The sequence below is a fragment of the Pseudarthrobacter oxydans genome (assembly GCF_013314975.1).
GTDB lineage: Bacteria > Actinomycetota > Actinomycetes > Actinomycetales > Micrococcaceae > Arthrobacter > Arthrobacter oxydans.
On the sequence record NZ_JABTYH010000019.1, the window covers coordinates 57,778 to 81,445 of the forward strand.

Here is a 23,668-nt window from a genome sequence, read left to right on the forward strand (position 1 = left end):
GGGCGAAGATGCGCCGGCTGTCGCTAAGCTGGCAGGCATGACTTTTGATCCGGCGTCGTACGAATTCCGCCAGGGCCCAGGCCCCACTCCCATCCGTGCCTCCACCGTGCTGCCCGCCAGGCGCGAGCTGGTGAAGCTGGACACGGAAGACGGCCACACCCTGGTGGCCGAGCTGGCGCTGCCGGAATCCGGCCCCGTGAAGGCCACGTTGATCACCCTGCATCCCCTTCCCACGCACGGCGGGTTCATGGACTCGCATGTCTACCGCAAGGCTTCCTACCGGCTGCCTGCTCTCGCCGGCATCGCCGTGCTGCGGTTCAACACCCGCGGAACCGCATCCCCGCACGGAACCAGCAGCGGGGCCTTCGACGAAGGCGTCGGGGAGCGCCATGACATGGAGGCCGCGGTCCGCTTCGCCGTCGAACGCGGCCTGCCCAACCGCTGGCTGGTCGGCTGGTCCTTCGGCACGGAACTCGCCCTGATGTACGGAGCCGTTGAGCCGGTGGCGTCCCAGGTCGAGGGGGCAATCCTGCTTTCGCCGCCGCTGCACCGCGCCAAGGACAAGGACCTGCTCCAGTGGGCCGCATCCGGCAAGCCGCTCACGGTCCTGGTGCCGGAGCACGACGATTTCCTCAAACCTGCCGAGGCGGCCGAACGCTTCAGCCTGGTGCCGCAGGCCCGCGTGGTGGGCGTGGACGGGGCCAAACACCTGTGGGTGGGGGAGAAGTATGCTGCCCGGGTCCTCAACGAGATTGTGGATGAGGTCAGCGAGGCAGGATCAGGCGCCGCAGGACTGCCGCAGGAATGGGACGGGCCCGTCGCAACAGCCTCCGCCTAGGACCCCTGGTTCCGCCGCGGGTTCGGCCCCACCGCGCCGGCCCGGTGCTGGACCTGCCGTGGTGCTGCTCCTGCGTTAGTGCTGGTCCTGGCGGACGATGTAAATCTCCCTGACCAGCAGCAGGACAGCAGCCGCCGTGGGAATGGCGATGAGGGCGCCGAGCACGCCCAGCAGGCTGCCGCCGGCAATGACGGAGATAACCGCCACGGCGCCGGGAACGGCCACGGCCTTCTGCATGATGCGCGGGGAGATGAAGTAGGCCTCGAACTGCAGGTAGGCGAAGTAGCAGATTCCGTAGATGGCCGCGGTCTGCCAGCCCTCCGTCAGCGAGACCAGCAGCACCACGATCCCGGCAATCATGCCGCCCACCAGCGGAATGAAGGCGAGCAGGGCCACCACGAAGGCCAGCAGCAGGGCGAAGGGTATTCCCACGATTGACATCACGATGAAGGCAAAGGTGGCATTCAGGAGGGCGACCACAGCCTGCCCGATCACGTAGTTGCCCACCGACCGGGTGATTTCCTCGGACAGGGCCTCCACGCGGTGCCGCCGGGACCGCGGCGCAAGCCGGTAGCCCCACTTCTTCATCGCAGGCAGGGCGGCAAGGAAATACAGGCTCAGCACCAGGACGATCAGGGTGCCGAAAAGTCCGTTGGCCACGGTGGAACCAAAGCCGACAACACCGCCGAAGATTCCACCCATCGCCGCGGGGTCGTTGACGAACTTGTCCAGCTCTTCCGTGACGCGGTCACGCACACCGAACTGGTCGTCCAGGCTGCGGAAGAACTCGGAATCGATGAAGTCCCGGATCCACACCGGTGCTTGCTCGACGATCTGCGTGACCTGCTGCACGATGGTGGGAATAAGGGTGGCGAAGAAGCCGACGACGGCGCTCACCAGCACGGTGACGGACACCAGGATCCCGGCAGGGCGGGGAATTTTCCGGCCCTCCAGCCAACTGACGACAGGCTCCAGTCCCAGCGCGATGAACAGCGCCGCAACGATCCACAGGAGCAGTTGCGTGGTGTTGGAGCCGATCCAGTAGACCAGCAGTGCAAGCCCAACGCCCACGGTTCCCATGAACCCCAGGTACAGGGGATGCTGCGGCGAAATCCGGGGGCCCGGACTGCCGAACTGCGGCTCCACCCCGCTGTCCTGGCCACCGCCGTCACCGTCCTGGCGCGTGTACTCCGGCGGCATCTCGAAACGAAGCCGTGGCTGGGCGCCCGGCAAAGGCTGGCGCAGCCGCTGGGCCAGCATCCCGAGTGCGGCCGCGGCGGGCCTCTTCCGGCGGGCAGTTCCAGGACCCTGACCAGGACCTATTCCAGGACCGTTGGGAGCGGCTGCCGGCGGCTGCGTACCCCCCGGGTTCTCTGGTGCCGCGGAGGATTCGTCCGTCTTGTCTGTCACTGGTTTTGGGGGCCTGTTCCGTACGTGGCGCCGCGGGTGCGGGCGGGTGTGATGATCATCGCAAACACTATCAGCAGCCTTGTCAACAACAGCTGAAGTGCCTGCTCAGCGGCCCGCTGGCGATCCTGCGCGAAGCCCCGATCCGGGCCCGCGATAACAAAACGGATACTATTGAAACTAAACCCCCGCTGATGATAGGTGTTCCCTTGCGTTTAAAGACTGCAGTCGCACTCGTGCTGCTCGGCCTCCTGACACTCTTGGCCGGCATCGGCCAGAGGACCATCTGGGCCCCCTCCGAGACCTTTACGGCTTCCGCGCCGGCCGATGCTGCCGCTGCGCCGATTACCGTGATCGACCAGAACCTGCGGACCCTTCACGGCGGCACAGTCAAGATCGACATCGAGGGCGACGGCAACTTCATGCTGGCGGCCGGCCGGCCGGACGACGTGGACGCCTGGGTTGGCCAGGCCGCGCACAACACCATTAGCGGCGTTTCCGAGGACCGGGCGTCCCTCCAGGTTGAACACACCGACGGCGAGGCCACCGTACCCAACCCCGCCGGCTCGGACCTCTGGGTTTCCACCGAGAATGCCAGCGGCGAGCTCGAATACTCCTGGACGCCGCCGGCTGACGGCGACTGGACCCTGCTGCTGGCCTCGGACGGAACCCAGCCCGCACCTGCCTCCATCTCCATGACGTTCCCCAACGACACCTCCACACCCTGGGCCGTACCCCTGATGGTCCTTGGTTCCCTCCTGGTTGTCGCCGGGATCGTACTGGCCCTGCTCTCTGCCCGCCGGCGCAACGGTGAAGGCGGCGGCGAGGGCAGCGGCTTCGCCCGGCGCGCCCGCGCCCGCAGCGAGGCCAAGTCGTCCTCGCGCGTGACCATGGCTGCTGCCGGCGTGGTCGCCGCTGCCGTGGTCGCCGGAACCGGCGTCGCCGCAAGCGCCACTTCTCCCGCGCCCGCGCCTTCATCGGATGCGGCATCGGCGTCGCCCGCCGCGCAGGAGGCAGGCTCGCCCGTCCTGCTGGATGCCCAGTTCCGCCGGATCCTGGAGCAGGTCTCCAGCGCCGTTGACGCAGGCGATGCGGCCAAGGACGCCGCGAAGCTGTCCGACCGGGTTGGCGGAACCGAACTGGAAGTCCGCACCCAGAACTACAAGATCCGTTCACAGGTGGGCTCCTACGAGCCGCGCATGCCGGTGCGGTCCACCAAGCTCCTCACCACCGTGGTGACCAGCGAGCGCGAATGGCCGCGGTCCGTCATGGCCGTGACACAGGGTGAGGGCAACGTGGTGCCGCAGCTGCTGACCCTGGTCCAGGCCTCACCGCGCGAGAACTACAAGCTCGTGGAAACCAACCCGCTGCAGCCCGGCACCACATTCCCCACCATCAGCCGGGACGGCACCGAGACGCTGGCACCCGCGGACAAGACGGGCCTGCTCTACAGCGGTGAAGAAGCCCTGTCCGGCCTGGCCGACCGCCTCACCTCCGAAGACTCGGCCTTCAAGGACAAGCTGGTGGAAGGGGAGTCCTCGCCGTACATCGCGGACACCCTGTCCTACCAGGCTGAAGTGGTGAAGTCCGGCGAGAACGGCAACTTCTCCTTCACCCACAAGGTGGTCCCGGAAAGCACTGTTGTCTTCCGCACGGCTGACGGCGGCGCGCTGGTGCTGGGACGGATCAACTTCGGCTTCGAGGGGACCCCCAAGGCCGCGGGCGACAAGCTCACCATCGGTGACGACGCAGCGGCACTGGCCGGCGGCAAGGAAACCACCACCGGCATGGTCCTGAGCTTTGCCGAGTCGGTGGCCGTGTACGTGCCACCGGCAGGATCCACGGACCCGATGAAGCTTGTGGCGGCAACCCGCGGCCTGACGGGGGCCAGCTTCAAGTAATCCCCGTCCTGCAGTAGCCCCGGCAGCGGCCGGAGTGGCTAGAGTGGAAAGCATGAGTTCGCCAGCTTCCCGCCCAGTCCCTCCTGCCGCTGCCAACCTGCTTAACCTGCGCGGCGCCGTCGATCTTTCCAGCCTGAAGCAGCGCCCGGCCTCACCGGCTTCACCGGCCGGGACCGGAACGCCGCAGGAAGGCGCCCAGCCGGGTGCCGCTCCCGGCGCCCAGGAACTGAAGGTCAACGTCACCGAGGGCAACTTCCAGCAGCTCGTGGAGCTGTCGGCGCAGGTGCCTGTGGTGTTCGCCCTGTGGGCCTCCTACTCGCCGGAGTCGGCAGCCGTGCTCGAGGTCCTGGAGCGGGTGGTTGGCGGCTACGGCGGCCGGCTGGTCCTTGGCTCCGCGGACATCGAAGCCTTCCCGCAGCTTGCCCAGGCCTTCCAGGTGCAGGCCGTCCCCACTGCTGTGGCCGTCCTCAAGGGCCAGCCGGTGCCGCTTTTCCAGGGCAGCGCCGACGAGCAGCAGGTGCGCAGCCTGTTTGACGAACTGCTGAAAGTAGCCGCGGCGAACGGCGTGACCGGGAGCCTGGGAGCCGGAGGGGCGGAAGAGGACGCTCCCGCGCCGCTGCCGCCGCTGCACCAGGCCGCGTTCGACGCCATCGAAGCGGGAGATTATGCTGCTGCGGCAGAGGCGTACCGCCAGGCGCTGACCGAGATGCCCGCGGACCATGAGGCCAAGGCAGGACTTGCCCAGGTGGAGCTGATGGGGAGGCTCCAGCCGCTTTCTGCCCAGGACAGCGAAGCCCTGCGCACGCTCGCGGCCAACGAGCCGGACAACCTTGAGGCCCAGCTGGGGGTGGCAGACCTTGATGTGGCCGGCGGCCACGTGGAGGATGCGCTGAGCCGGCTGGTCTCCTTCATCGGCAGGAACTTCGGCCCGGAGCGTGAGGCTGCCCGCGTCCGGCTTCTGGAGCTGTTCGACGTAGTGGGCGCCGCGGACGAACGGGTGGCCAAGGCGCGCCAGGCCCTCGCGAGGGTGCTCTTCTAGTGCCGGCGCTGTTCCAGCCCCTGCGGCTCCGCTCGCTGGAGCTGCAGCACCGGGGCTGGGTGTCGCCGATGTGCCAGTACAGCTGCGATCCCGACGACGCCCCGGGAGTCCCGAACGACTGGCACCTGATGCATCTGGGGTCCTTCGCTGCCGGCGGCGCGGCGCTGATCCTGACCGAAGCCGCCGCCGTGAACGCGGAAGGCCGGATCAGCCCCCGCGACGCCGGCCTCTACAACAGCGGGCAGGCCGAAGCGTGGCAGCGGATCACCTCCTTCGTCCACCGGCACGGCGCCGCAGGGGCCAAGATCGGCGTGCAGCTTGCCCATGCCGGCAGGAAGGCGTCCACTTACTGGCCCTTTTCCGGCAAGCGCGGCAGCGTTCCGGAGTCCGACGGCGGCTGGACCACTGTGGGGCCCTCACCGTTGGCCTTCGAAGGGTACGCCAGCCCCGCGGCGATGGGCGCGGACCAGATCAGCGGCGTGGTGCGCGACTTCGCCGACGCCGCCGTGCGGGCGGTGGACGCGGGCTTTGACACCATCGAGATCCACGGTGCCCACGGGTACCTCCTGCACCAGTTCCAAAGCCCGCTGATCAACACGCGGACCGATGCCTGGGGCGGCGACGAAACGGGCCGGAACCGGCTGATGCTGACTGTGGTTGACGCCGTCCGAGCCGTCATACCGGAGTCCATGCCGCTGCTCCTGAGGATCTCCGCCAGCGACTGGGCCGAAGGCGGCGTGGATCTGGCCGCTTCCGTCCGCCTGGCACGGCAGGCCGCCGAACACGGTGTGGACCTCATCGATGTGTCCAGCGGTGGTGCCGTTGCCCACCAGCAGATCAAAGCCGGCCCCGGCTACCAGACCGGATTTTCAGCGGCCATCCGGAAGGAAGCCGGTGTGGCCACCGGCACCGTGGGCCTGCTGACTTCGGCAGGCCAGGCCGAACATGCCGTCGCCACGGGACAGGCTGACGGCGTCCTCATCGCGAGGGCAGCGCTGCGGGACCCGCACTGGTGGCTGAGGGCCGCCTTCGAGCTGGGCCACGACCTTGCGTGGCCTCCGCAGTACGAGCGCGCCGTTCCGCGGCGCACCTTCTGATGGTCCCGTGATGGCCGGCCGGGACCGCCGCACTGCGCCAAAGTCCGCGCCGGTTCCCCAGGGGACGCCGGCCCGTGGGAGGGAGCCGGCGCCGGGCGGCGGGGTCGACCAGCAGCTGGAAGCCGCCATCCTGGAACTGCTGGCCAACAGGGCCGCCACATCCACCATCTGCCCGTCGGAAGCCGCCCGCGCTGTCGGTGGCGGGACGTGGCGTGACCTCATGGAGCCGGCCCGCAGGGCTGCGCGGCGGCTGGTCGACGCAGGCGAGGTCCAGGTCACCCAGGGCGGCTCGGTGGTGGACCCCGCCACGGCCAAGGGGCCCATCCGTATCCGGAAGGCGCGGTAGGTACCCCGGCACGATGTCGCCGGACAGCGTCCCACCGGAGGCAGTTTCCTACGCCTTTCCAGCTACTCCTCCGGGAGGACCCCGCAGCGGCGGCCCGAGGGCTAGTCTGGCTTCATGACTGCCCCGCAACCTGATCCGGCACTGCACCCCGACCCGGTAATGCGCCCCGACACGGCCCCGCAACCAGACCATGCACTGGACTCCCCGCCGGGTCTGCACCCAGGAGCTGCGCCGCAGGTGCCGGCCTTGTCCATCCGCGGGCTCGCCAAGCGGTTCGGCGGAAAGATCGCTGTGGACGGCATCAGCCTTGACGTGCCGGCCGGATCCTTCTACGGCATTGTGGGCCCCAACGGTGCCGGCAAGACCACCACGCTGTCCATGGCAACCGGCCTCCTGCGTCCGGACTTCGGGACAGCTGCAGTCCACGGCGTGGACGTCTGGCAGCGGCCGCTGGAGGCGAAGAGGCTGATGGGCATCCTGCCGGACGGGGTGCGGCTGTTCGACCGGCTCACCGGCGAACAGCTCATCACGTATGCAGGGCTGTTGCGCGGAATGGACCGGGAGACGGTGGCCACCCGCGTTGCGGACCTCCTCGCCGCCATGGATCTCCAGGAGGACGCCGGCACCCTGGTGGTGGACTACTCCGCGGGCATGACCAAGAAGATCGCGCTGGCCTCCGCCCTCATCCACGCACCCCGGCTGCTGGTCCTGGACGAACCCTTCGAAGCGGTGGACCCGGTTTCCGCGGCCAACATCCGTTCCATCCTTGACAGCTACGTCGCCTCGGGCGGCACGGTCATCGTGTCCAGCCACGTCATGGACCTGGTCCAGCGCATGTGCGACCACGTGGCAGTAGTGGCCAACGGACGCCTGCTCGCCGCCGGCACCGTCGACCAGGTGCGCGCCGGGGCCTCGCTGGAGGACCGGTTCGTGCAGCTGGTGGGCGGCCGCAGCCACACGGAAGGGCTGGAATGGTTGCGCACCTTCTAAGGCTCAAGCTGACACTGCTGCGCAACGGCCTGCGGCGCAGCCCGTGGCAACTGGTGGGAATGGCCTTCGCCGGGCTCTACGCACTGGGGATGGTGGCAACGCTTGTGATGGCACTGGTGATGCTGCGCAACGCACCGCACGACCTTGCCCAGACCGCCGTGGTCCTCGGCGGATCCGCCGCCATCCTGGGCTGGGGCATCGTGCCGGTGGTGGCCTCTGCCACGGACATGACCCTGGATCCCGCACGGTTCACCACCTTCGCGATCCCCATGCGTCAGATGCTGGCGGGACTGGCGCTGGGCGGTCTCATCGGCATCCCGGGACTGGCCACTTCGCTGGTGGCGCTGTCCACGGTGGCCACCTGGTCCCACGGTGTCCTTCCTGCGCTCGCCGCGTTCGCGGGGGCAGTGCTGGGCGTACTGACCTGCGTGGTGCTCGCCAAAGTGGTGACCACCGCAACGGCAAGCCTGGCCGCATCGCGGCGGTTCAAGGACGTCAGCGCCATCGCGTTCATGGTGCCGCTGGTGTTGATGGGGCCCATTGTGGCCGGAATAGGCCAGGGCCTCTCAGCCTCCACCGGGTTCCTGCCCGGCTTTGCCAGGACGCTGTCGTGGACGCCGCTGGGCGCACCGTGGTCGCTGGGCGGTGATGTGGCAGCCGGGCAGCCGGGGCAGGCGGCATTGAAGCTGCTGGTATCCGTTGCAGCGCTGGCCGCGCTCGCGTGGGCGTGGAAGTCCCTGTTGGAACGGGCGCTGGTGACTCCGCCGTACGCGGGCAGCGGCAGGCGCAAAGGCGGCAGGCTCGGACTGCTGGGAGTGCTGCCTGCCACTCCGGCCGGTGCGGTGATGGCGAGGTCCCTCACGTACTGGTTCCGGGATCCACGGTATTCAGGATCCCTTGTGGTGATTCCCCTGCTTCCGGTGGTGCTCGCCTTCCAGGGCAGCCAGGCCGGGGACTTCACCAGCCTGGGCATACTTGCCCCGCTCTCCGCCTTCATCCTCGCCTGGTCCATCTCCGCGGACGTGTCCTACGACAACACCGCTTTCGCCCTGCACCTTGCCGCCGGTGTCAGGGGAGTGGCGGACCGGCTGGGCCGCGCCCTGGCCTGCCTGGCCTTCGCATTGCCGGTGGTGCTGGTGTTCGCCCTCGGGTATTCCGCCCTGACAGGGGACTGGGCGGGCCTGCCCGGCCAGCTGGGCCTGAGCCTGGGCATCCTGTTCACCGGGCTGGGACTGTCGTCGGTGGTTTCGGCCCGTTATACCGTGGCCGTTCCGCTGCCGGGCGACAGCCCGTTCAAGAAGCCGCCCGGCAACGTGGGCCAGACCCTCGCCGTACAGTTCGGAGGGCTGCTGGTCCTCATGGTCCTGGTCTTGCCCCAGGCAGGGCTCCTGGTTGCCCAAGTGGTCACCGGCAACTACCTCTTCGGGTGGATCAACCTCTCCGCGGGAACGGTCCTGGGCCTGGTCCTGTTTGTCCTGGGCGTCAGGCTGGGCGGAAAATGGCTGGACGCCCGCGGGCCCGAGCTCCTGGCCCAGGTGTCCGTCAACCGCTGACCAGCTTTCGGAAGGAACCAGCATGGAAGTCGTCATCCTCAACGGCAGCAAACAGATTGCCAGGCTTGCCGCCGATGCCGTCGAGGACGTGCTCCGGCGCAAACCCGATGCCGTCCTCGGCCTGGCGACGGGTTCGACCCCGCTTCCGGTCTACGATGAGCTGGCTGCCCGCCATGAGCGGGACGGCCTGGACTTCAGCTGGGCCTCAGGTTTTGCCCTGGACGAGTACGTGGGACTTCCACCAGGGCACCCCGAGTCCTACCGGGAAGTGGTCCGCCGGGAGTTCACCAACCGGGTCAACATCCGGCCTGAGAACGTCCACGGACCGGACGGTGCCGCCGCGGACATCCCGGCTGCCTGCCGCGCCTACGAGGAGGCGATCGCGGCTGCCGGCGGAGTGGACCTGCAGATCCTCGGGGTGGGAACGGACGGCCACATCGCCTTCAACGAACCGGGATCCTCCTTCGCTTCCAGGACCCGCATCAAGAGCCTCCTCGAACAGACCCGCAGGGACAATGCCCGGTTCTTCTCCAGCCTGGCGGATGTCCCGCACCACGTCCTCACCCAGGGGCTGGGAACCATCATGGACGCACGGCACGTCATCCTGCTGGCAACCGGCGCGCGGAAGGCCCAGGCTGTCCGGGATTTCGTGGAGGGCCCCGTCGCCGCCATCTGCCCGGCGTCGATCCTGCAGTTCCACCCGCACGCCACCGTCCTGCTGGACGAGGCTGCGGCGTCGGCACTGAAACTGGCGGATTTCTACCGCCACACCTACGACCACAAGCCCTCCTGGCAGGGGATTTAGCCCGACCCGCCCGCTGCCGGCGCACGCCGCCGCAAAGTCCGACGGCGGCTGGCGGGGGCGCGCCGCCGTCGAACGTCCGGGCGGTGGAACAGCTAAGATGGTTGGCATGACTAGCACGACGGACCCTCTCGAAAACGACCCGATGCGCGAGCTTTCCGGGGCTGGAACGTCCACAGCCACCATTGAGCGCGAGGAACTGCGCCAGGAAGTGGAGCCCGGGGACCGGGAACGCTTTTCGCACTACGTGCGCAAGGAAAAGATCATGGAGTCCGCGCTGACCGGGGAACCCGTCATCGCGTTGTGCGGCAAGGTCTGGACGCCGGGACGGGATCCGCAGAAGTTCCCGGTCTGCCCGATGTGCAAGGAGGTCTATGAAGGCCTCCGCCCGGGCAACGACGGCGGCAAGGGTCCCGGAGGGGACTCGGGCAACAACAAATAGTGACGGAGACGCTCTTTGGCGGCCCCACCCTGCCTCCGGCCTATCCGGAACGTGCAGCCTGGGGAACCGCCCCGAAACTCCGTGCCTGGCAGCAGGAAGCCCTGGACCTGTACCTGCGCAACAGCCCGCGCGACTTCCTCGCCGTGGCAACGCCCGGCGCCGGCAAGACCACCTTCGCGCTGCGGGTGGCGTCCACGCTCATCGACTCCGGCGCCGTTAACAGGGTGACCATCGTGGCGCCCACCGACCACCTGAAGCGGCAGTGGGCGGATGCGGCGGCAAAGGTGGGCATCGCCATCGACCCCAACTTCAAGAACTCCGACGGCCAGCACGGCCGCGGCTTCATCGGCGTTGCCGTCACCTATGCGCAGGTGGCCAGCAAGCCGCTGCTCCACCGCGCCAAGACGGAAGCTGCGCGCACGCTGGTGATCCTTGACGAGATCCACCACGGCGGCGAGGCACTGTCCTGGGGCGACGGGCTGCGCGAAGCCTTCGACCCCGCGGTCAGGCGGCTCTCGCTGACGGGAACGCCGTTCCGTTCCGACACCTCTCCCATTCCCTTCGTCGAATATGCCCAGGACCGGGACGGCATCCGCCGCTCCAAGGCCGACTACACCTACGGGTACGGCAATGCGCTGCGCGACCACGTGGTCCGCCCGGTGATGTTCATGGCCTATTCGGGGCAGATGCGGTGGCGGACCAGCGCCGGCGAGGAGATGGCGGCGTCGCTGGGTGAGGCCGCGGTGACCAAGGACATCACGTCCCACGCCTGGCGCACCGCCCTGAACCCCGCAGGCGAGTGGATTCCGGCTGTGCTTGCGGGCGCGGACAAGCGCCTCAGCGAGGTGCGCCGCACCGTTCCCGACGCCGGCGGGCTGGTGATTGCCACGGATCACGAGGATGCCCGTGCGTATGCCGGACAGCTCAAGAGGATCACGGGGGAGTCGCCCACGGTCATCCTTTCCGATGACGCGAAGGCGTCGAGCAAGATCGAGGAATTCACCGCCAGCGATAAACGCTGGATGGTGGCCGTCCGGATGGTGTCCGAGGGCGTGGACGTGCCGCGGCTTTCCGTCGGCGTGTATGCCACATCGACTTCAACGCCGCTGTTTTTCGCCCAGGCGGTGGGCCGCTTCGTGCGTGCCCGCAAGCGGGGCGAAACGGCGTCGGTCTTCCTGCCCTCGGTGCCGCAGCTGATGGCCCTTGCCAACTCCATGGAGGCGGAACGGGACCACGCTTTGGACCGCCCGGAGAAGGAAGACGCGGACGGCCTGTTCAATCCCGAGGACTCGCTGATGGCAGAGGCCAACCGCGAGGACAAGGCGTCGGACAGCCTCACCAAGGGCAAGTTCGAGGCATTGGATTCACAGGCATCCTTTGACCGTGTGCTGTTCGACGGCGGCGAGTTCGGCACCGGTGGCGAGGTGGGGTCCGACGACGAGATGGACTTCCTGGGCATTCCCGGGCTGCTGGACGCTGAGCAGGTGGGCACGTTGTTGCGGCAGCGCCAGCATGAGCAGCTGAACCGCAAGAACCGGAAGGCTCCTGCGGCGGCGGAAACCCCGGCACCGGCCGTCCCGGACCACCGGATGCTGATGGACCTCCGCAACGAGCTGGCCAAAAACGTGGCCGCCTGGTCTGCCCGCACGGGTACCCCCCACGGGGTGGTGCACACCAAGCTGCGGACAGTGTGCGGCGGACCGCCCGTGGCCCAGGCGAACGAGGAGCAGCTGCAGTCGCGCCTGCGGAAACTCCAGGACTGGTTCATCGGCCGGAAATAGCGGCGCTGGCGACAAAGCAGGTCCGGTGCTTTGCGGACTGCTCCCCGAACGTCCGCCCGGCAGCCGCCGCAGATCCAGTCAGGCCAGCCAGCGCCACCAGCGTGGCTGCTCCGGTTCGGGTGCCGGTTCCGGCTCCGGTTCCTCGCCCAGCGCCAGCGCGGCCTCGACGAGGTCGTCCGCTGTGAGAGTCATGACGGCCTCACGATCGAGGGCATCAAGACTGTGTTCCTCGTCGAGCGACAGCCGCAGCGCCTGGCGGTTGAGCGCCTGCTCGAACAGCGTGCGGGCGAACCGTGCGTTGCCGGAGTCCTCGCCCGCGTGGAGCCCGGTGAAGATGCGGCGCAGCATCTGGTCCGCATCCGGCTCCAGCCTGTACTCGTGCTGGGACAGCATCCGGTGGAAGATCGTCTGGAGTGCGTCGACTGAGTAGTCGGGGAACGTGATCTCGCGGGCGAACCGGGAGCGCAGTCCGGGGTTCGAGAGCAGGAATGCCTCCATCAGCCGCGGATACCCGGCCACGATCACGACCAGGCGGTGGCGGTGGTCCTCCATCCGTTTGAGAAGGACCTCGATCGCCTCGGGGCCGAAGTCCATCCGGCCGTCCTCCGGTGCCAGCGCGTAGGCCTCGTCGATGAACAGGACGCCGTCGAGCGCACGCCGGATCACCCTGTCCGTCTTGATGGCGGTCGTGCCGACGTACTGCCCCACCAGGCCCGAACGGTCGACCTCGACCAGGTGGCCTTTCTGCAGCAGGCCGACCGCGCGGTACATCTCGGCCAGGAGCCGCGCCACGGTGGTCTTGCCCGTGCCCGGGTTTCCGAGGAAGACCAGATGCTGGGAGGTGGCCACCTCCGGCAGACCGTGCGCCTTACGGCGGGCCTGGACCTGGAGCAGTGCCACGAGCGCCCGCACCTGTTCCTTCACTGTCTCCAGGCCGACCAGCGCGTCGAGCTCGGCCTGCACCTCGGACAGTGGCCGGGCCGGCCCGGGCCTCGGACCCACGAGATCGCCGACCAGGTCGTCGACGCGTTCCGAGCCGGGCAGCTTGAGCTGGTCGGCAAGGCGGCCGATGGTCTCGCGCAGGTCGTCGAGCGGATTGCGACTGGCAGCCATGCCTCCACTGTAGTACCCGGGTCCCGTTCCTGCCCTGGGATCAAGGGGCGGGTGAAACGGCGAAGGGCCGGCTGTTCATGGGCGCCGGGCTCCACCCGGTGGCGCCCTAGGCTACGTCCACGCCGCCCAGTTCCATTTCGGCTACTGCTTCCTCCAGGTCCTCGGCGATCCCGGCCGTCAGGGAGCGGAGGACCGTGACGGAGTAGCCGGCCTGGACGGCGTCCAGGGCCGTTGCCATCACGCAGTAATCCGTGGCGATTCCCACAACGACGACGTCCTCCACGTCATGGCTCTGCAGCCAGTCGTCCAGCCCGATCGCGTCTTCGTCCGGAGCGAACCTCCCGGCGTCCGCGGGACCGGGCAGGGCCCCGGGCTGCCGTTCTCCGGTGGGCACCGCATCTTCGGGGGCCAGCAGGCCCTCGAAGCCGGAGTAGGCGGCGGAGAACTGCCCTTTCTGGAAGTAGGCCTGGATGTATTCGGTGTCCAGGTCGGGATGCAGTTCAGCCCCGGGGGTGCCCGCCACGCAGTGCGGCGGCCAGCTGTCCTTGAAGTCCGGCATGTCCGAGAAATGCTCTCCGGGATCGATGTGCCAGTCCTGGGTGGCAACGATGTGGTCGAACTCGCCGTGGTGGGCGTCCACATATTCGCTGATCGCGCCGGCCACATCCGCGCCGCCGGAAACGGCCAGAGAACCGCCCTCGCAGAAATCGTTCTGGACGTCGACGATGATCAGTGCCCGGGACATCGGTTCTCCTCAGTTTTCTTCATAGAGAGTCGGGATGGCGGCCTCCCCGCGCTGCAGGCGGTTGACCACCGGCGGCAGCTCCGCCATGGAATCCGCATGGCGCTGGCGGGCCCGGAGCACGCCCTCGTGGCCGGTCCAGCCCGGCAGCAGCTCCCCGTTCTTCATGAACTGCTGCAGGAGGGGCCGGTCATTGCCGTCATCCTCCGGCCGGTGGCCGACGCCCACCACCTCGGCAGTTGCAATGCCGCGCTCGTTCAACTTGCGCAGCGCGTACTTGCGGCCGCCCACGCTGGCCTTGTTCTTGGCCGCCTTGGCCACGGAGACGAACGTTCCGTCGTCGTCCGTGCGGCTGACCAGCTTGTACACCATGCTGGCCGTCGGGGCGCCAGAGCCGGTGACCAGGGACGTGCCCACGCCGTAGGAATCCACGGGGGCGGACTGCAGGGCGGCGATGGCGTACTCATCGAGGTCTGACGTGACCACGATCTTGGTGTTTTCGTTGCCGAGGTCGTCAAGGAGCCTGCGCACCCACTGCGCCTGCGCCACAAGGTCGCCGGAGTCCAGCCGGACCGCCCCCAGGCGCGGACCCGCAAGGTCCACGGCCGTGCGGACGGCCGCTTCGACGTCGTACGTGTCCACCAGCAGGGACGTATGGTCCCCGAGCGAGGCAATCTGGGCCTCGAACGCGTCCCGCTCGGTGTCGTGCAGGAGCGTGAAGGAATGGGCGGCGGTGCCCACCGTCTTGATCCCGTAGCGGATTCCGGCCTCGAGGTTGGAGGTGCTGTCGAACCCGGCGATGATTGCTGCCCGGGCGGAAGCGGTGGCTGCTTCCTCATGGGTGCGCCGGGAGCCCATCTCAATGCAGGGCCGGCCGCCGGCCGCGGTGACCATCCGGGAAGCAGCCGAGGCGATGGCGCTGTCATGGTTCAACACGGACAGAAGGTAGGTCTCCAGCATGCAGGCCTCCGCGAACGTGGCCTCGACAATCAGGATGGGGGAGTTCGGGAAGTACGCCTCGCCTTCGGGGTAGCCCCAGATGTCGCCGGAAAACCGGTAGGACGCCAGGTACTCCAGCGTCTGCGCGTTGACCACCTTGGTGCGTTCCAGGAACTCAAGCTCGGCATCCCCGAAGCGGAAATTGGCGATGCCCTCCAGCAGCCGTCCCGTGCCGGCCACGATGCCGTAGCGCCGGCCATCCGGCAGCCGCCGGGCAAAAGCCTCGAACACCGACTTGCGGTGCGCGGCCCCCGAATGCAGCGATGCCTGCAGCATCGTCAGCTCGTAGTGGTCGGTGTAAAAAGAGGTGCGGGGATGCTCCCAGCCAGCGGAGGTACTCACGAAAATCACTCTAGTCCCCGCCGGCTCCCACGTCTCGCTTCGCTTCGCCGCGGGCCCCTCGCCGGCGTGGGCCCACCCACCGGCTCCCGCGTCTCGCTTCGCTTCGCCGCGGGTCCCTCGCCGGCGTGGGCCCACCCACCGGCTCCCACGTCTCGCTTCGCTTCGCCGCGGGCCCCTCGCCGGCGTGGGCCCGATCCGGCGGTGGCCCGGCATCCCCATAGAATGGACAGATGACCTTAAGCGTTGCGCTCGGCCCTGATACACAGGAGGGCACCCGGACCGGAACAGCGGAATCCACAGATTCCCTGACCGCGCCGGACATCCCGTGGAACCTGGTGATCTGGAACGATCCCGTCAACCTCATGAGCTACGTGAGCTATGTTTTCCAAAGCTATTTCGGCTACTCCGAGAGCAAGGCGAACAAGCTCATGATGGAGGTCCACAAGAAGGGCCGCTCCATTGTTGCCTCGGGCAGCAAGGAACAGGTGGAACGCCATGCCGTCGCCATGCACGGGTTCGGGCTGTGGGCCACCGTGGAAAAAGCCAGCGGTGGAAACAACGGCAACTCCGGCGGAGGCCAGGGCAAGGGGAAACGTGGCTAAGGCATTCAAGTACGGACTCAAAGGCATCACCGGCTACCTTGAGCCCGCGGAACGCGACCTGTTGCGCAGCCTGATCCATGACGTCATCTCAATGCTCCAGCCGGAGGACCGTGACGGCCAGGATCCGCTGGCCGCCCTGATCGGCCTGGACATGGACGTGGCAGAGCCTTCCGACCGCGCCGTCAAGCGCCTGCTCCCCAATGTCATGAAGGACGACGCCGGCGCCTCCCTGGAGTTCCGCCAGCTCACCGAACGCTCGCTGCGGGAAACTAAGATCGGCGCCCTGCGGGCCGCGGCCCTGGACCTGGACAAGGACGAGATCGTGCTGACGCCCGACGCGGCACGGCACTGGTCCATGGCTTTGAACGATGTCCGGCTGGTCCTTGCCGAGCGGCTGGATATCCAGGACGAGGAGGACGCCGAGCACGTCCACCTGATGCAGGACTGGTCCCAGGCCGAGGACGTGGAGAGCTACCTGGCCCTGGTCTACAACTTCGCCACGTGGCTCCAGGAGTCACTGGTCCAGGCCATGCTGCAGTCCATGGAGTCGCGCCGGTGAGCGGCGCGGACCGCCCCCCGTCCCTGCGCTGTGACACACCAGACATGAGCTCCCGGCCACAGGTTCATGACTGGAGCCGCGGGGAAGACCTATCCTCGAATAATCATGAGTAGAGCCTCAAGCATGGATCCGTCAGCCGGCGCTGCCACGGGGTCCGACGCCAGCGACCTGCCCGCCGCCGCCTTGGAGTCGCGGCCCATCGGCGTATTCGACTCCGGAGTTGGCGGCCTCACGGTGGCCCGCTCCATCATCGACCAGCTTCCCAACGAGTCAATCCTCTATGTGGGGGACACGGCGCACGGACCGTACGGCCCCCTGCCCATCGCAGAGGTGCGGGCCAACGCCCTGGGCGTGATGGACGAACTGGTGGACTCCGGCGTCAAGCTGCTCACCATAGCCTGCAACTCGGCGTCGGCCGCTGTCCTGCGGGACGCCCGCGAGCGGTACACGGCCAAGTACGGCATCCCGGTTATCGAAGTCATCCAGCCGGCGGTGCGGCGGGCAGTGGCGGCAACCCGCAGCGGGCTGGTGGGCGTGATCGGCACCTCCGCCACGATCGGCTCCCGGGCCTACGAGGATACGTTCGCCGCGGCGCCGGACCTGGCGATCACCTCCGTGGCGTGCCCGGAATTCGTCAGCTACGTCGAAGCAGGGATCACCACCGGTCCGGCGCTGCTGGCCGTCGCCGAGGAATACCTCGCCCCGCTCAAGGCGGCCGGCGTGGACACGGTGGTCCTGGGCTGCACGCACTACCCGCTGCTCACCGGCGTCATCTCCTACGTCATGGGGGCGGACGTGACCCTGGTGTCCAGCGCCGAGGAAACCGCCAAGGACGTCTACCGCGCCCTGGCCACCCACAACCTGCAGCGCACGGACGCAACGCCGCCGGAGCACCACTTCGTGGCCACCGGGGACGCCGGCCAGTTCGAGGCGCTGGCCCGGCGGTTCCTAGGGCCCGAGGTCCTCTCCGTCCGGCACGTGGACCACGTGTCCGCCCAGTACCCCACGGGAAGCCTCGCCAGGATCACCCCGGAAATGATCGCCGCCGCCCAGAACGCTGCGGCGCGGCCGCGGATCTCCAACTTCGTGGGCACTTCAGCGACCGGGGGCAGCGGCCAGTGAAGCTCACCATCGTAGGCTGCACGGGGTCCTTTCCCGGCCCCGGGTCACCGGCGTCGTGCTACCTCCTGACCGCGAACGACGGCGAGCGGACCTGGAAAGTGGTCATGGACCTGGGCAGCGGGGCGCTGGGTGCCATCCAGCGGTACACCGACCTGGAGGATATCGACGCGATCTTCCTCACCCACCTGCACCCCGACCACTGCATGGACCTGTGCGGCCTGCACGTGGCGGTCCGGTGGAAGCCCGGCGGCTGGGGCCGCGGCCGGATCCCCGTCTGGGGGCCTGCGGCCACGGCAGACCGGATGGCCACGGCGTACGGCCTGGAGCTGGACCCCGGAATGCACGAGGAATTCGACTTCACTAACTGGGCGGAACGCGAGTCCGTGACCGTGGGGCCGTTCACCGTGACACCCTTCGCCGTCAACCACCCCGTGGAGGAGGCCTACGCCCTGCGGGTGGAAGTGGTGGAACCGGACAAGGACGGTACGCCTGTTTCCCGGACCCTGACCTATTCCGGTGATACCGATTCCTGTGCCGGGCTTGAGGAAGCAGCCAAGGACGCCGACCTGTTCCTGTGCGAGGCAGCCTTCGAGGAAGGCCGCGACGACGGCATCAAGGACGTCCACCTGACCGGAAAGCGCGCCGGGGAAGCCGCTGCGGCTGCGGGGGCCCGCCGGCTCCTGCTCACGCACATTCCCGTGTGGACATCACAGACCACGGTGATGGCCGAAGCCCGCCCGGTGTTCGGCGGCGACGTGGCGGTAGCGGTTGCCGGAGTGCACTACACCATCTAGCCCCCCGGGGTCCCTGCCACGGCTTCGACCAGGGGACCGGCATCGGCCGGGCGTGCAGTCGATAAGCTAAAGACATGACTTCTGAAGCAACTGCAGTACCCATCGTGCGCGCCGACGGCCGCGCCCCCGACCAGCTCCGGCCCATCAGCATCACCCGCGGATGGTCCACCCAGGCCGAGGGATCCGCCCTGATCGAGTTCGGCAACACCCGGGTCCTGTGCACCGCATCCCTGACCGCAGGCGTGCCGCGCTGGCTCAAGGGGGAAGGCCGCGGCTGGGTCACCGCCGAGTACGCCATGCTGCCCCGGGCCACCAACACCCGCTCCGACCGCGAATCCGTCAAAGGCAAGATCGGCGGCCGCACCCACGAAATCTCCCGGCTCATCGGACGTTCGCTGCGCTCGATCATCGACACCAAGGCCCTGGGCGAAAACACCATCGTGCTGGACTGCGACGTTCTCCAGGCGGACGGCGGCACCCGCACGGCAGCCATCACCGGCGCCTACGTCGCGCTCGCAGACGCCATCCGCTTCGCCCGCGACAACAAGCTGATCGCAAAAAATGCCCAGCCCCTGATCGACACCATTGCCGCTGTGTCCGTGGGCATCATCGACGGCGTGCCCATGCTGGACCTGCCGTACGTCGAGGACGTCCGGGCAGAAACCGACATGAACGTTGTGGTCACCGGCTCGGGAAAGTTCGTGGAAGTGCAGGGAACGGCCGAGGGCGCACCCTTTGACCGGGCCGAGCTGGACCAGCTCCTGGACCTGGCACTGCTGGGCACCACCCAGCTCGCCGCCATCCAGCGGGAGACCCTGGCGGACACGCTGTGAACCCGGCCGGCGGAGATGCTCCCCGCCTGGTCCTGGCAACCCACAACAAGGGCAAGCTGCGGGAGCTCCGCGAGCTGCTGCGGGGACAGGTCCCGGGGCTCGACGTCGACACCCAGGTGGTGGACGCGGCAGCGGCAGGTGCCCCTGACGTCGTCGAAACCGGTGTGACGTTTGCCGAGAATTCGCTGCTGAAGGCGCGTGCCGTTGCGGAAGCCACCGGCCTGGCGGCCATTGCCGACGACTCCGGCCTTGCGGTGGACGTGATGGGCGGAGCGCCCGGGATCTTTTCGGCCCGGTGGGCCGGCACCCACGGCGACGACGCCGCCAACCTGCGGCTCCTGCTCAGCCAGCTCTCCGACGTGCCGGACATCCACCGGGGTGCGGCCTTCGTCTGCGCGGCGGCGCTGGCTGTGCCGGACACGGACGGCAGGCCCGGCCACGAGGTGGTGGAATACGGACAGCTGGAGGGCGTGCTGCTCCGCGAGCCGCGGGGCAGCGGGGGCTTCGGCTACGATCCCGTGCTGCAGCCGGCGGGGGAGGACCGCAGTTGCGCAGAGCTGTCCGCAGAGGAAAAGAACGCCATCAGCCACCGTGGCAAGGCCTTCCGCGCGCTGCTGCCGGCCATCGTCGAGGCGCTGCGCCGGGCAGAGGCCTGACGGGACGCAAGGCCCCACAGTTGCCGGTTAACCAAAAAGGTGTGTTCCCCGCCGCGGCGGGGAACACACCTTCCCTGGTTTACGGGCACTTACGGAAGGCGGGGGGTCTTCTGCTCGTCCTCGGGGGCGTGCTCCTCGATGAACTCCTCCACGGGGTCGGTGCCGTAGGCCTTCGCCTGGCGCTTGGCGGACAGGCCGCGGAGGACCTCCACGCCGATGGGCAGGACGGACACCAGGACGATCGCGATGAAAATGATGTCCAGGTTGTCACGGACCCACGGGATACGGTCGCCCAGCAGGTATCCCAGCAGCGTCACGCCGCCGCCCCACAGCACTGCGCCGATGACGTTGAAGAGGAAGAACTTCTTTTTGTTCATCTGGGCGACGCCCACGATGACGGGGACGAAAGTCCTGATGATGGGGACGAAGCGTGCCAGGATCAATGCCTTGCCGCCGTGCTTTTCGAAGAAGGCGTGCGCGTTCTCCACGTTTTCCCGCTTGAACAGGCGCGAGTTGGGTTTGTTGAAGATGGCGGGCCCGGCTTTCGACCCGATGAGGTAGCCGGTCTGGTTGCCCACAATGGCCGAAATGATGATCAGCAGCGCGAAGACCCACACGTTGAACTTGATGGTGTCCGTGGCCACCAGGAGGCCGGCTGTGAACAGCATGGAATCACCGGGCAGGAAGAAGCCCACCAGCAGGCCGGTCTCCGCGAAGACGATGCCGCAGACCAGCAGCACCACCCACGGCGCCAGGGCGGGATCAGCCAGGAAGACCTGGGGGTTCAGCCAGTCGGGCAGGAAGGAGGCCAGCTGGGGCTGCACCGGTCCTGCGCCGCCCAGCATGGACACGGCGAGGTCATTCATCACAGGAAAGTTCACCTCTCAAGGGTACTTGACAGAGCCGTGCCTGCATGGAGGAGCAGCATTCCGGCGGTAAGGTTGGGCCGTGGGTTTGGACTTTACGGCGATCGACTTTGAAACTGCGAACGGCTTCCGGGGCTCTCCCTGCGCGGTGGGCCTGACGAAGGTACGGGGCGGGCAGATCGTGGACGAGGCTTCATGGCTGATGCGGCCCCCGCCGAACCACGACCACTTCGACTACCACAACGTGCGGATCCACGGCATCCGGGCTGACGACGTGGCCGGGCACCCCCGCTTCGGGGAACTCTTCCCCGAAATCGGCGCCTTCATTGGTGATGACATCCTCGCGGCGCACAATGCCGCCTTCGACCTGGGAGTGATCCGGTCGGGCCTGGAGGTCTCCGGCCTGCCGGGGCCCGCCTACGACTATGTGTGCACCGTCATGCTTTCCCGGCGGTGCTACTCGCTGGTGTCCAACTCCCTGCCGTTCGCCGCCGAGGAAGCCGGCGTGCCGTTGGTGAAGCACCACGACGCCGCTGAGGACGCCCGGGCCTGCGCGGGAATCCTGATCGACATAGCCCGGCGGAACCAGGCCAACAGCATCGGCGAACTCTACCTTTCGCTGGGGCTGGTGATGCCGCGCCAGCAGGCCTTCGACCCGGCCACGGACGGGCTGTCCAAGTCCAGCATCGCGGCCCTTGCCGCTGCCGGCAGCGGCACGGCTGCGCCGCTACGGCCTTTCCAGTCGGGCTGGCCGGAGGAGGGAGCCAACCCGCTTCCCAACCCCGATGCCGAGCCGGGCCACCCACTGTACGGCCAGACCGTCGTCTTCACCGGGGCGCTGTCCATAGGGCGCCCGGAAGCCAAAAGGCGCTCTGCCGACGTCGGCGCCCGGCCGGAGAGCCGGGTGACCGGGCGCACCACCGTCCTGGTGGTGGGGGACGGCTTTGTTGCCTCCGACCTCCGCTCCGGCCGGCTGACCGGCAAAGCCCGGCGCGTCCTGGAGCTCCATGACCGCGGCCAGCCCATCGAAGTGCTGTCCGAAGGTGAGTTCCTGCAGATGGTGGGCGACTTCGCGGCAGCAGCCATCGCCTAGGGCCCCCGGTCCGGCCGCTTCTTCACAGGGCGCAACAAACCTTTGCCCCGGTACGCTGCGCTCCTAGCCTTGGCACATGAGCTCTCTGTTCGCCTTCCCGAATCCGGTCAACGAGTACGCTGCCCGTGTCACCGCCGGACTGGTGGTGGCGCTCGCCGTTGTCACGCTGGCCCTCGGGTCTGGATGGGGTCTGCTGGCCATCGCCGCCGGGTTCTGGCTGCGCGTGCTCTTCGGACCAAGGATTTCGCCGCTGGCACTGTTGTCCGTCAAGGTCATCACCCCGCGGCTGGGACGGGTGAAACTGGTGCCCGGACCGCCCAAGCGCTTTGCGCAGGGCATGGGGGCGGCCGTCTCCACAGCAGCCCTCGCCCTTTTCGCGGCCGGAGCGGTGCCGGCGGCGTGGGCGGTGCTGGGCATCCTGATCGTGGCGGCGTCGCTTGAAGCCTTTGCCGGGTTCTGCCTGGGATGCGTGGTCTTCGGGTTCCTGCAGCGCCGCGGACTGATCCCGGAGGACGTCTGCGAGGCGTGCAACAACATCAGCCTTCGGCGGTCGTGACGCCCACCAGCAAACCGGCCATGCCGCGGATTGCCTCAGGCGCCTCCAGCGCCTCCAGCCAGTCCGCAGGCAGGCACTCCTCGCCGTAGTAGGCACCCAGGATGTTCCCCGCCAGTGAACCGGTGGCATCGCTTTTCCCCCCGTGGGCCACCGCCACGGACACCGCCTCCCGGAAGTGACGGACCGGCAGGGTGTCCGTGCCGTCGTCGTCCGTCCCTGCATCCGCCGTCCCGGCACGGGGGACAGTGGCGAGCACGGCGTACAGCGCGACGGCGAAGGCTTCCTCGGCGGTCCGGCCGCCACCGAGCGCATTGGTGATTTCCCCCGGCGTAGTTAGGCCCCCGGCGGCGAGTGAGAGCGCGGCTTCCAGGCGTTCCGGCAGTTCCGGCGCCACACCACCCAGGGTGTGGGCGTGGGCTGTCACGGCGGAGGCAGCCTCCGGGAGCGCCTCACCCAAAACCAGCCGGTGGACCAGCAGGCTGAAGATCCCGGAAGCCTGGCGGGCCACGGGGTGCCCGTGCGTCAGGGAGGCGGCGTCGGCACTCAGCTTGTAGACGGCGTCGGGCGTAATATGCGGGATCAGCCCGAACGGTGCTGACCGGACCACGGCGCCCCAGTCTTTCGATCCCGGATTTACCGGGCGGACGGAGGTGCCCATTTCGCCCGTCGCCAGCCCGGAAATGCTGGTTGTGTTGGGGTTCCGCCGCTGGCGGAGCACAGCGTGGCCGTCGATCCACCGGGGCTGCGGTGTGGGTGCCGACGCGGGAGCAGCCTCCCCCTGGGTGGCCAGCCACCGGAGGTAGGCGAGCCACAGGCAGGCGTTCACATCCGCGCCCACGCCCTCGTTCGCCCATTCCAGGGCCTCAACCAGCCCGTCCACCGTGTAGAGGGTCAGCTGGGTCTCGTCGGAGAACGTGCCGGTCGTGGGGCCGAATCCGCTGACGCCGCGCCCGCCGAAGCGGCTCCGGATCTCTTCAACCGACTCCGTGCCGACGGCATAGCCCAGGGCATCACCCAGCGCGCCGCCCAGCAGGCAGCCATGGATGCGGGACGTCAAAGCGGGCACGGACGGGCCGGGTTCAATGCTCATGCTGCAAATTTACCGCGGCCTCCGGCGGCGCCGGGACGCGGGCCCACCTTCCCGGCATTGCGCAAAAGACGCTGCACCAGCAAACGTCCAGCGTCGGCTGGAATA

General features: G+C 68.2%; 24 protein-coding genes. 18 read left to right on the forward strand and 6 right to left on the reverse strand.

Features of this window, described 5'->3' with window-relative positions:
* Positions 1 to 37: 37 nt before the first annotated feature.
* Positions 38 to 838 (forward strand): alpha/beta hydrolase, encoded by an 801-nt coding sequence (locus HTS88_RS13420; RefSeq protein ID WP_174179163.1) that lies wholly within the window; start codon positions 38 to 40, stop codon positions 836 to 838.
* Positions 839 to 913: 75 nt separating this feature from the next.
* Here the strand turns inward: HTS88_RS13420 and HTS88_RS13425 are convergent, their stop codons facing one another.
* Positions 914 to 2,248, reverse strand: coding sequence for an AI-2E family transporter (locus HTS88_RS13425; RefSeq protein ID WP_174179165.1), 1,335 nt, complete (start codon positions 2,246 to 2,248; stop codon positions 914 to 916).
* A gap of 191 nt (positions 2,249 to 2,439) precedes the next feature.
* Here HTS88_RS13425 and HTS88_RS13430 point away from each other — a divergent pair, with 191 nt between their 5' ends.
* The 9 genes from HTS88_RS13430 to HTS88_RS13470 all read left to right on the forward strand — a co-directional run bounded on the left by HTS88_RS13430 (position 2,440) and on the right by HTS88_RS13470 (position 12,196).
* The gene (locus HTS88_RS13430; RefSeq protein WP_174179167.1) at positions 2,440 to 4,146 is read left to right on the forward strand and encodes a DUF8094 domain-containing protein; all 1,707 of its coding nucleotides are present in this window, start codon (positions 2,440 to 2,442) and stop codon (positions 4,144 to 4,146) included.
* A 52-nt stretch (positions 4,147 to 4,198) separates the two neighbouring features.
* Positions 4,199 to 5,185 carry a tetratricopeptide repeat protein gene (locus HTS88_RS13435; RefSeq protein WP_174179169.1) on the forward strand — a complete coding sequence of 329 codons (987 nt, stop codon included), beginning with the start codon at positions 4,199 to 4,201 and terminating at the stop codon, positions 5,183 to 5,185.
* Positions 5,185 to 6,282 (forward strand): NADH:flavin oxidoreductase/NADH oxidase, encoded by a 1,098-nt coding sequence (locus HTS88_RS13440; protein WP_174179171.1) that lies wholly within the window; start codon positions 5,185 to 5,187, stop codon positions 6,280 to 6,282. Before HTS88_RS13435 ends, HTS88_RS13440 begins: the two co-directional genes overlap by 1 nt.
* 10 nt (positions 6,283 to 6,292) lie before the next feature.
* Positions 6,293 to 6,628, forward strand: coding sequence for a DUF3253 domain-containing protein (locus tag HTS88_RS13445; protein ID WP_174179173.1), 336 nt, complete (start codon positions 6,293 to 6,295; stop codon positions 6,626 to 6,628).
* A gap of 114 nt (positions 6,629 to 6,742) precedes the next feature.
* A complete protein-coding gene (locus HTS88_RS13450) occupies positions 6,743 to 7,618 on the forward strand; it encodes an ABC transporter ATP-binding protein (RefSeq protein ID WP_174179175.1) in 876 nt (291 codons plus the stop codon).
* The gene (locus HTS88_RS13455) at positions 7,600 to 9,171 is read left to right on the forward strand and encodes a transporter (protein WP_174179177.1); all 1,572 of its coding nucleotides are present in this window, start codon (positions 7,600 to 7,602) and stop codon (positions 9,169 to 9,171) included. The genes HTS88_RS13450 and HTS88_RS13455 overlap by 19 nt, the downstream gene beginning before the upstream one ends.
* A 22-nt stretch (positions 9,172 to 9,193) precedes the next feature.
* A complete protein-coding gene (gene nagB / locus HTS88_RS13460; RefSeq protein ID WP_174179179.1) occupies positions 9,194 to 9,976 on the forward strand; it encodes a glucosamine-6-phosphate deaminase in 783 nt (260 codons plus the stop codon).
* 97 nt (positions 9,977 to 10,073) lie between these two features.
* Entirely contained in the window at positions 10,074 to 10,415 is a 342-nt protein-coding gene (locus tag HTS88_RS13465; protein WP_174179181.1) for a DUF3039 domain-containing protein, read from the forward strand.
* Positions 10,415 to 12,196, forward strand: coding sequence for a DEAD/DEAH box helicase (locus tag HTS88_RS13470; RefSeq protein WP_174179183.1), 1,782 nt, complete (start codon positions 10,415 to 10,417; stop codon positions 12,194 to 12,196). Before HTS88_RS13465 ends, HTS88_RS13470 begins: the two co-directional genes overlap by 1 nt.
* A gap of 78 nt (positions 12,197 to 12,274) precedes the next feature.
* On the opposite strand, the gene HTS88_RS13475 is transcribed toward HTS88_RS13470, so the two are convergent.
* The 3 genes from HTS88_RS13475 to HTS88_RS13485 form a co-directional block, all read right to left on the reverse strand.
* Entirely contained in the window at positions 12,275 to 13,309 is a 1,035-nt protein-coding gene (locus HTS88_RS13475) for an AAA family ATPase (RefSeq protein ID WP_174179185.1), read from the reverse strand.
* Positions 13,310 to 13,415: 106 nt separating this feature from the next.
* Positions 13,416 to 14,054 (reverse strand): isochorismatase family protein, encoded by a 639-nt coding sequence (locus HTS88_RS13480; RefSeq protein ID WP_174179187.1) that lies wholly within the window; start codon positions 14,052 to 14,054, stop codon positions 13,416 to 13,418.
* Positions 14,055 to 14,063: 9 nt separating this feature from the next.
* Entirely contained in the window at positions 14,064 to 15,392 is a 1,329-nt protein-coding gene (locus tag HTS88_RS13485; RefSeq protein ID WP_174179189.1) for a nicotinate phosphoribosyltransferase, read from the reverse strand.
* Positions 15,393 to 15,622: 230 nt separating this feature from the next.
* On the opposite strand from HTS88_RS13485, the gene clpS reads away from it, so the two are divergent.
* The 6 genes from clpS (at position 15,623) to rdgB (ending at position 19,958) form a co-directional block, all read left to right on the forward strand.
* Positions 15,623 to 15,994: an ATP-dependent Clp protease adapter ClpS gene (clpS, locus tag HTS88_RS13490; RefSeq protein ID WP_104184893.1), complete on the forward strand. Its 372-nt coding sequence runs from the start codon at positions 15,623 to 15,625 to the stop codon at positions 15,992 to 15,994.
* Positions 15,987 to 16,553, forward strand: coding sequence for a DUF2017 domain-containing protein (locus tag HTS88_RS13495; RefSeq protein WP_174179191.1), 567 nt, complete (start codon positions 15,987 to 15,989; stop codon positions 16,551 to 16,553). Before clpS ends, HTS88_RS13495 begins: the two co-directional genes overlap by 8 nt.
* 123 nt (positions 16,554 to 16,676) lie before the next feature.
* Positions 16,677 to 17,675 (forward strand): glutamate racemase, encoded by a 999-nt coding sequence (gene murI / locus HTS88_RS13500; RefSeq protein WP_174179193.1) that lies wholly within the window; start codon positions 16,677 to 16,679, stop codon positions 17,673 to 17,675.
* Positions 17,672 to 18,469 (forward strand): MBL fold metallo-hydrolase, encoded by a 798-nt coding sequence (locus tag HTS88_RS13505; protein ID WP_174179195.1) that lies wholly within the window; start codon positions 17,672 to 17,674, stop codon positions 18,467 to 18,469. The genes murI and HTS88_RS13505 overlap by 4 nt, the downstream gene beginning before the upstream one ends.
* Positions 18,470 to 18,543: 74 nt before the next feature.
* A complete protein-coding gene (rph, locus tag HTS88_RS13510) occupies positions 18,544 to 19,302 on the forward strand; it encodes a ribonuclease PH (protein WP_104184889.1) in 759 nt (252 codons plus the stop codon).
* Positions 19,299 to 19,958, forward strand: a complete 660-nt coding sequence (rdgB, locus tag HTS88_RS13515; protein WP_174179197.1) for an RdgB/HAM1 family non-canonical purine NTP pyrophosphatase — start codon at positions 19,299 to 19,301, stop codon at positions 19,956 to 19,958. The genes rph and rdgB overlap by 4 nt, the downstream gene beginning before the upstream one ends.
* 89 nt (positions 19,959 to 20,047) lie before the next feature.
* Here the strand turns inward: rdgB and HTS88_RS13520 are convergent, their stop codons facing one another.
* Positions 20,048 to 20,824: a VTT domain-containing protein gene (locus HTS88_RS13520; RefSeq protein ID WP_174179209.1), complete on the reverse strand. Its 777-nt coding sequence runs from the start codon at positions 20,822 to 20,824 to the stop codon at positions 20,048 to 20,050.
* Between the two features lie 82 nt (positions 20,825 to 20,906).
* Between HTS88_RS13520 and HTS88_RS13525 the strand changes: the two genes are divergently transcribed.
* Entirely contained in the window at positions 20,907 to 21,917 is a 1,011-nt protein-coding gene (locus HTS88_RS13525; RefSeq protein WP_174179199.1) for a 3'-5' exonuclease, read from the forward strand.
* A 76-nt stretch (positions 21,918 to 21,993) separates the two neighbouring features.
* Positions 21,994 to 22,473 (forward strand): DUF4395 domain-containing protein, encoded by a 480-nt coding sequence (locus HTS88_RS13530; RefSeq protein ID WP_174179201.1) that lies wholly within the window; start codon positions 21,994 to 21,996, stop codon positions 22,471 to 22,473.
* Here the strand turns inward: HTS88_RS13530 and HTS88_RS13535 are convergent.
* Positions 22,454 to 23,563, reverse strand: coding sequence for an ADP-ribosylglycohydrolase family protein (locus HTS88_RS13535; RefSeq protein WP_174179203.1), 1,110 nt, complete (start codon positions 23,561 to 23,563; stop codon positions 22,454 to 22,456). The two genes, HTS88_RS13530 and HTS88_RS13535, sit on opposite strands and share 20 nt — an antisense overlap.
* Positions 23,564 to 23,668: the final 105 nt, after the last annotated feature.

What these genes read in the sequence shown, in the direction of transcription:
- HTS88_RS13420 (WP_174179163.1), top strand. Translation starts at nt 38, where the DNA reads ATGACTTTTGATCCGGCGTCGTACGAATTCCGCCAGGGCCCAGGCCCC.
- HTS88_RS13430 (WP_174179167.1), top strand. Translation starts at nt 2,440, where the DNA reads ATGATAGGTGTTCCCTTGCGTTTAAAGACTGCAGTCGCACTCGTGCTG.
- HTS88_RS13435 (WP_174179169.1), top strand. Translation starts at nt 4,199, where the DNA reads ATGAGTTCGCCAGCTTCCCGCCCAGTCCCTCCTGCCGCTGCCAACCTG.
- HTS88_RS13445 (WP_174179173.1), top strand. Translation starts at nt 6,293, where the DNA reads ATGGCCGGCCGGGACCGCCGCACTGCGCCAAAGTCCGCGCCGGTTCCC.
- HTS88_RS13450 (WP_174179175.1), top strand. Translation starts at nt 6,743, where the DNA reads ATGACTGCCCCGCAACCTGATCCGGCACTGCACCCCGACCCGGTAATG.
- HTS88_RS13455 (WP_174179177.1), top strand. Translation starts at nt 7,600, where the DNA reads ATGGTTGCGCACCTTCTAAGGCTCAAGCTGACACTGCTGCGCAACGGC.
- nagB (WP_174179179.1), top strand. Translation starts at nt 9,194, where the DNA reads ATGGAAGTCGTCATCCTCAACGGCAGCAAACAGATTGCCAGGCTTGCC.
- HTS88_RS13465 (WP_174179181.1), top strand. Translation starts at nt 10,074, where the DNA reads ATGGTTGGCATGACTAGCACGACGGACCCTCTCGAAAACGACCCGATG.
- HTS88_RS13475 (WP_174179185.1), bottom strand. Translation starts at nt 13,309, where the DNA reads ATGGCTGCCAGTCGCAATCCGCTCGACGACCTGCGCGAGACCATCGGC.
- HTS88_RS13480 (WP_174179187.1), bottom strand. Translation starts at nt 14,054, where the DNA reads ATGTCCCGGGCACTGATCATCGTCGACGTCCAGAACGATTTCTGCGAG.
- clpS (WP_104184893.1), top strand. Translation starts at nt 15,623, where the DNA reads ATGACCTTAAGCGTTGCGCTCGGCCCTGATACACAGGAGGGCACCCGG.
- murI (WP_174179193.1), top strand. Translation starts at nt 16,677, where the DNA reads ATGGATCCGTCAGCCGGCGCTGCCACGGGGTCCGACGCCAGCGACCTG.
- rph (WP_104184889.1), top strand. Translation starts at nt 18,544, where the DNA reads ATGACTTCTGAAGCAACTGCAGTACCCATCGTGCGCGCCGACGGCCGC.
- HTS88_RS13520 (WP_174179209.1), bottom strand. Translation starts at nt 20,824, where the DNA reads ATGAATGACCTCGCCGTGTCCATGCTGGGCGGCGCAGGACCGGTGCAG.
- HTS88_RS13530 (WP_174179201.1), top strand. Translation starts at nt 21,994, where the DNA reads ATGAGCTCTCTGTTCGCCTTCCCGAATCCGGTCAACGAGTACGCTGCC.
- HTS88_RS13535 (WP_174179203.1), bottom strand. Translation starts at nt 23,563, where the DNA reads ATGAGCATTGAACCCGGCCCGTCCGTGCCCGCTTTGACGTCCCGCATC.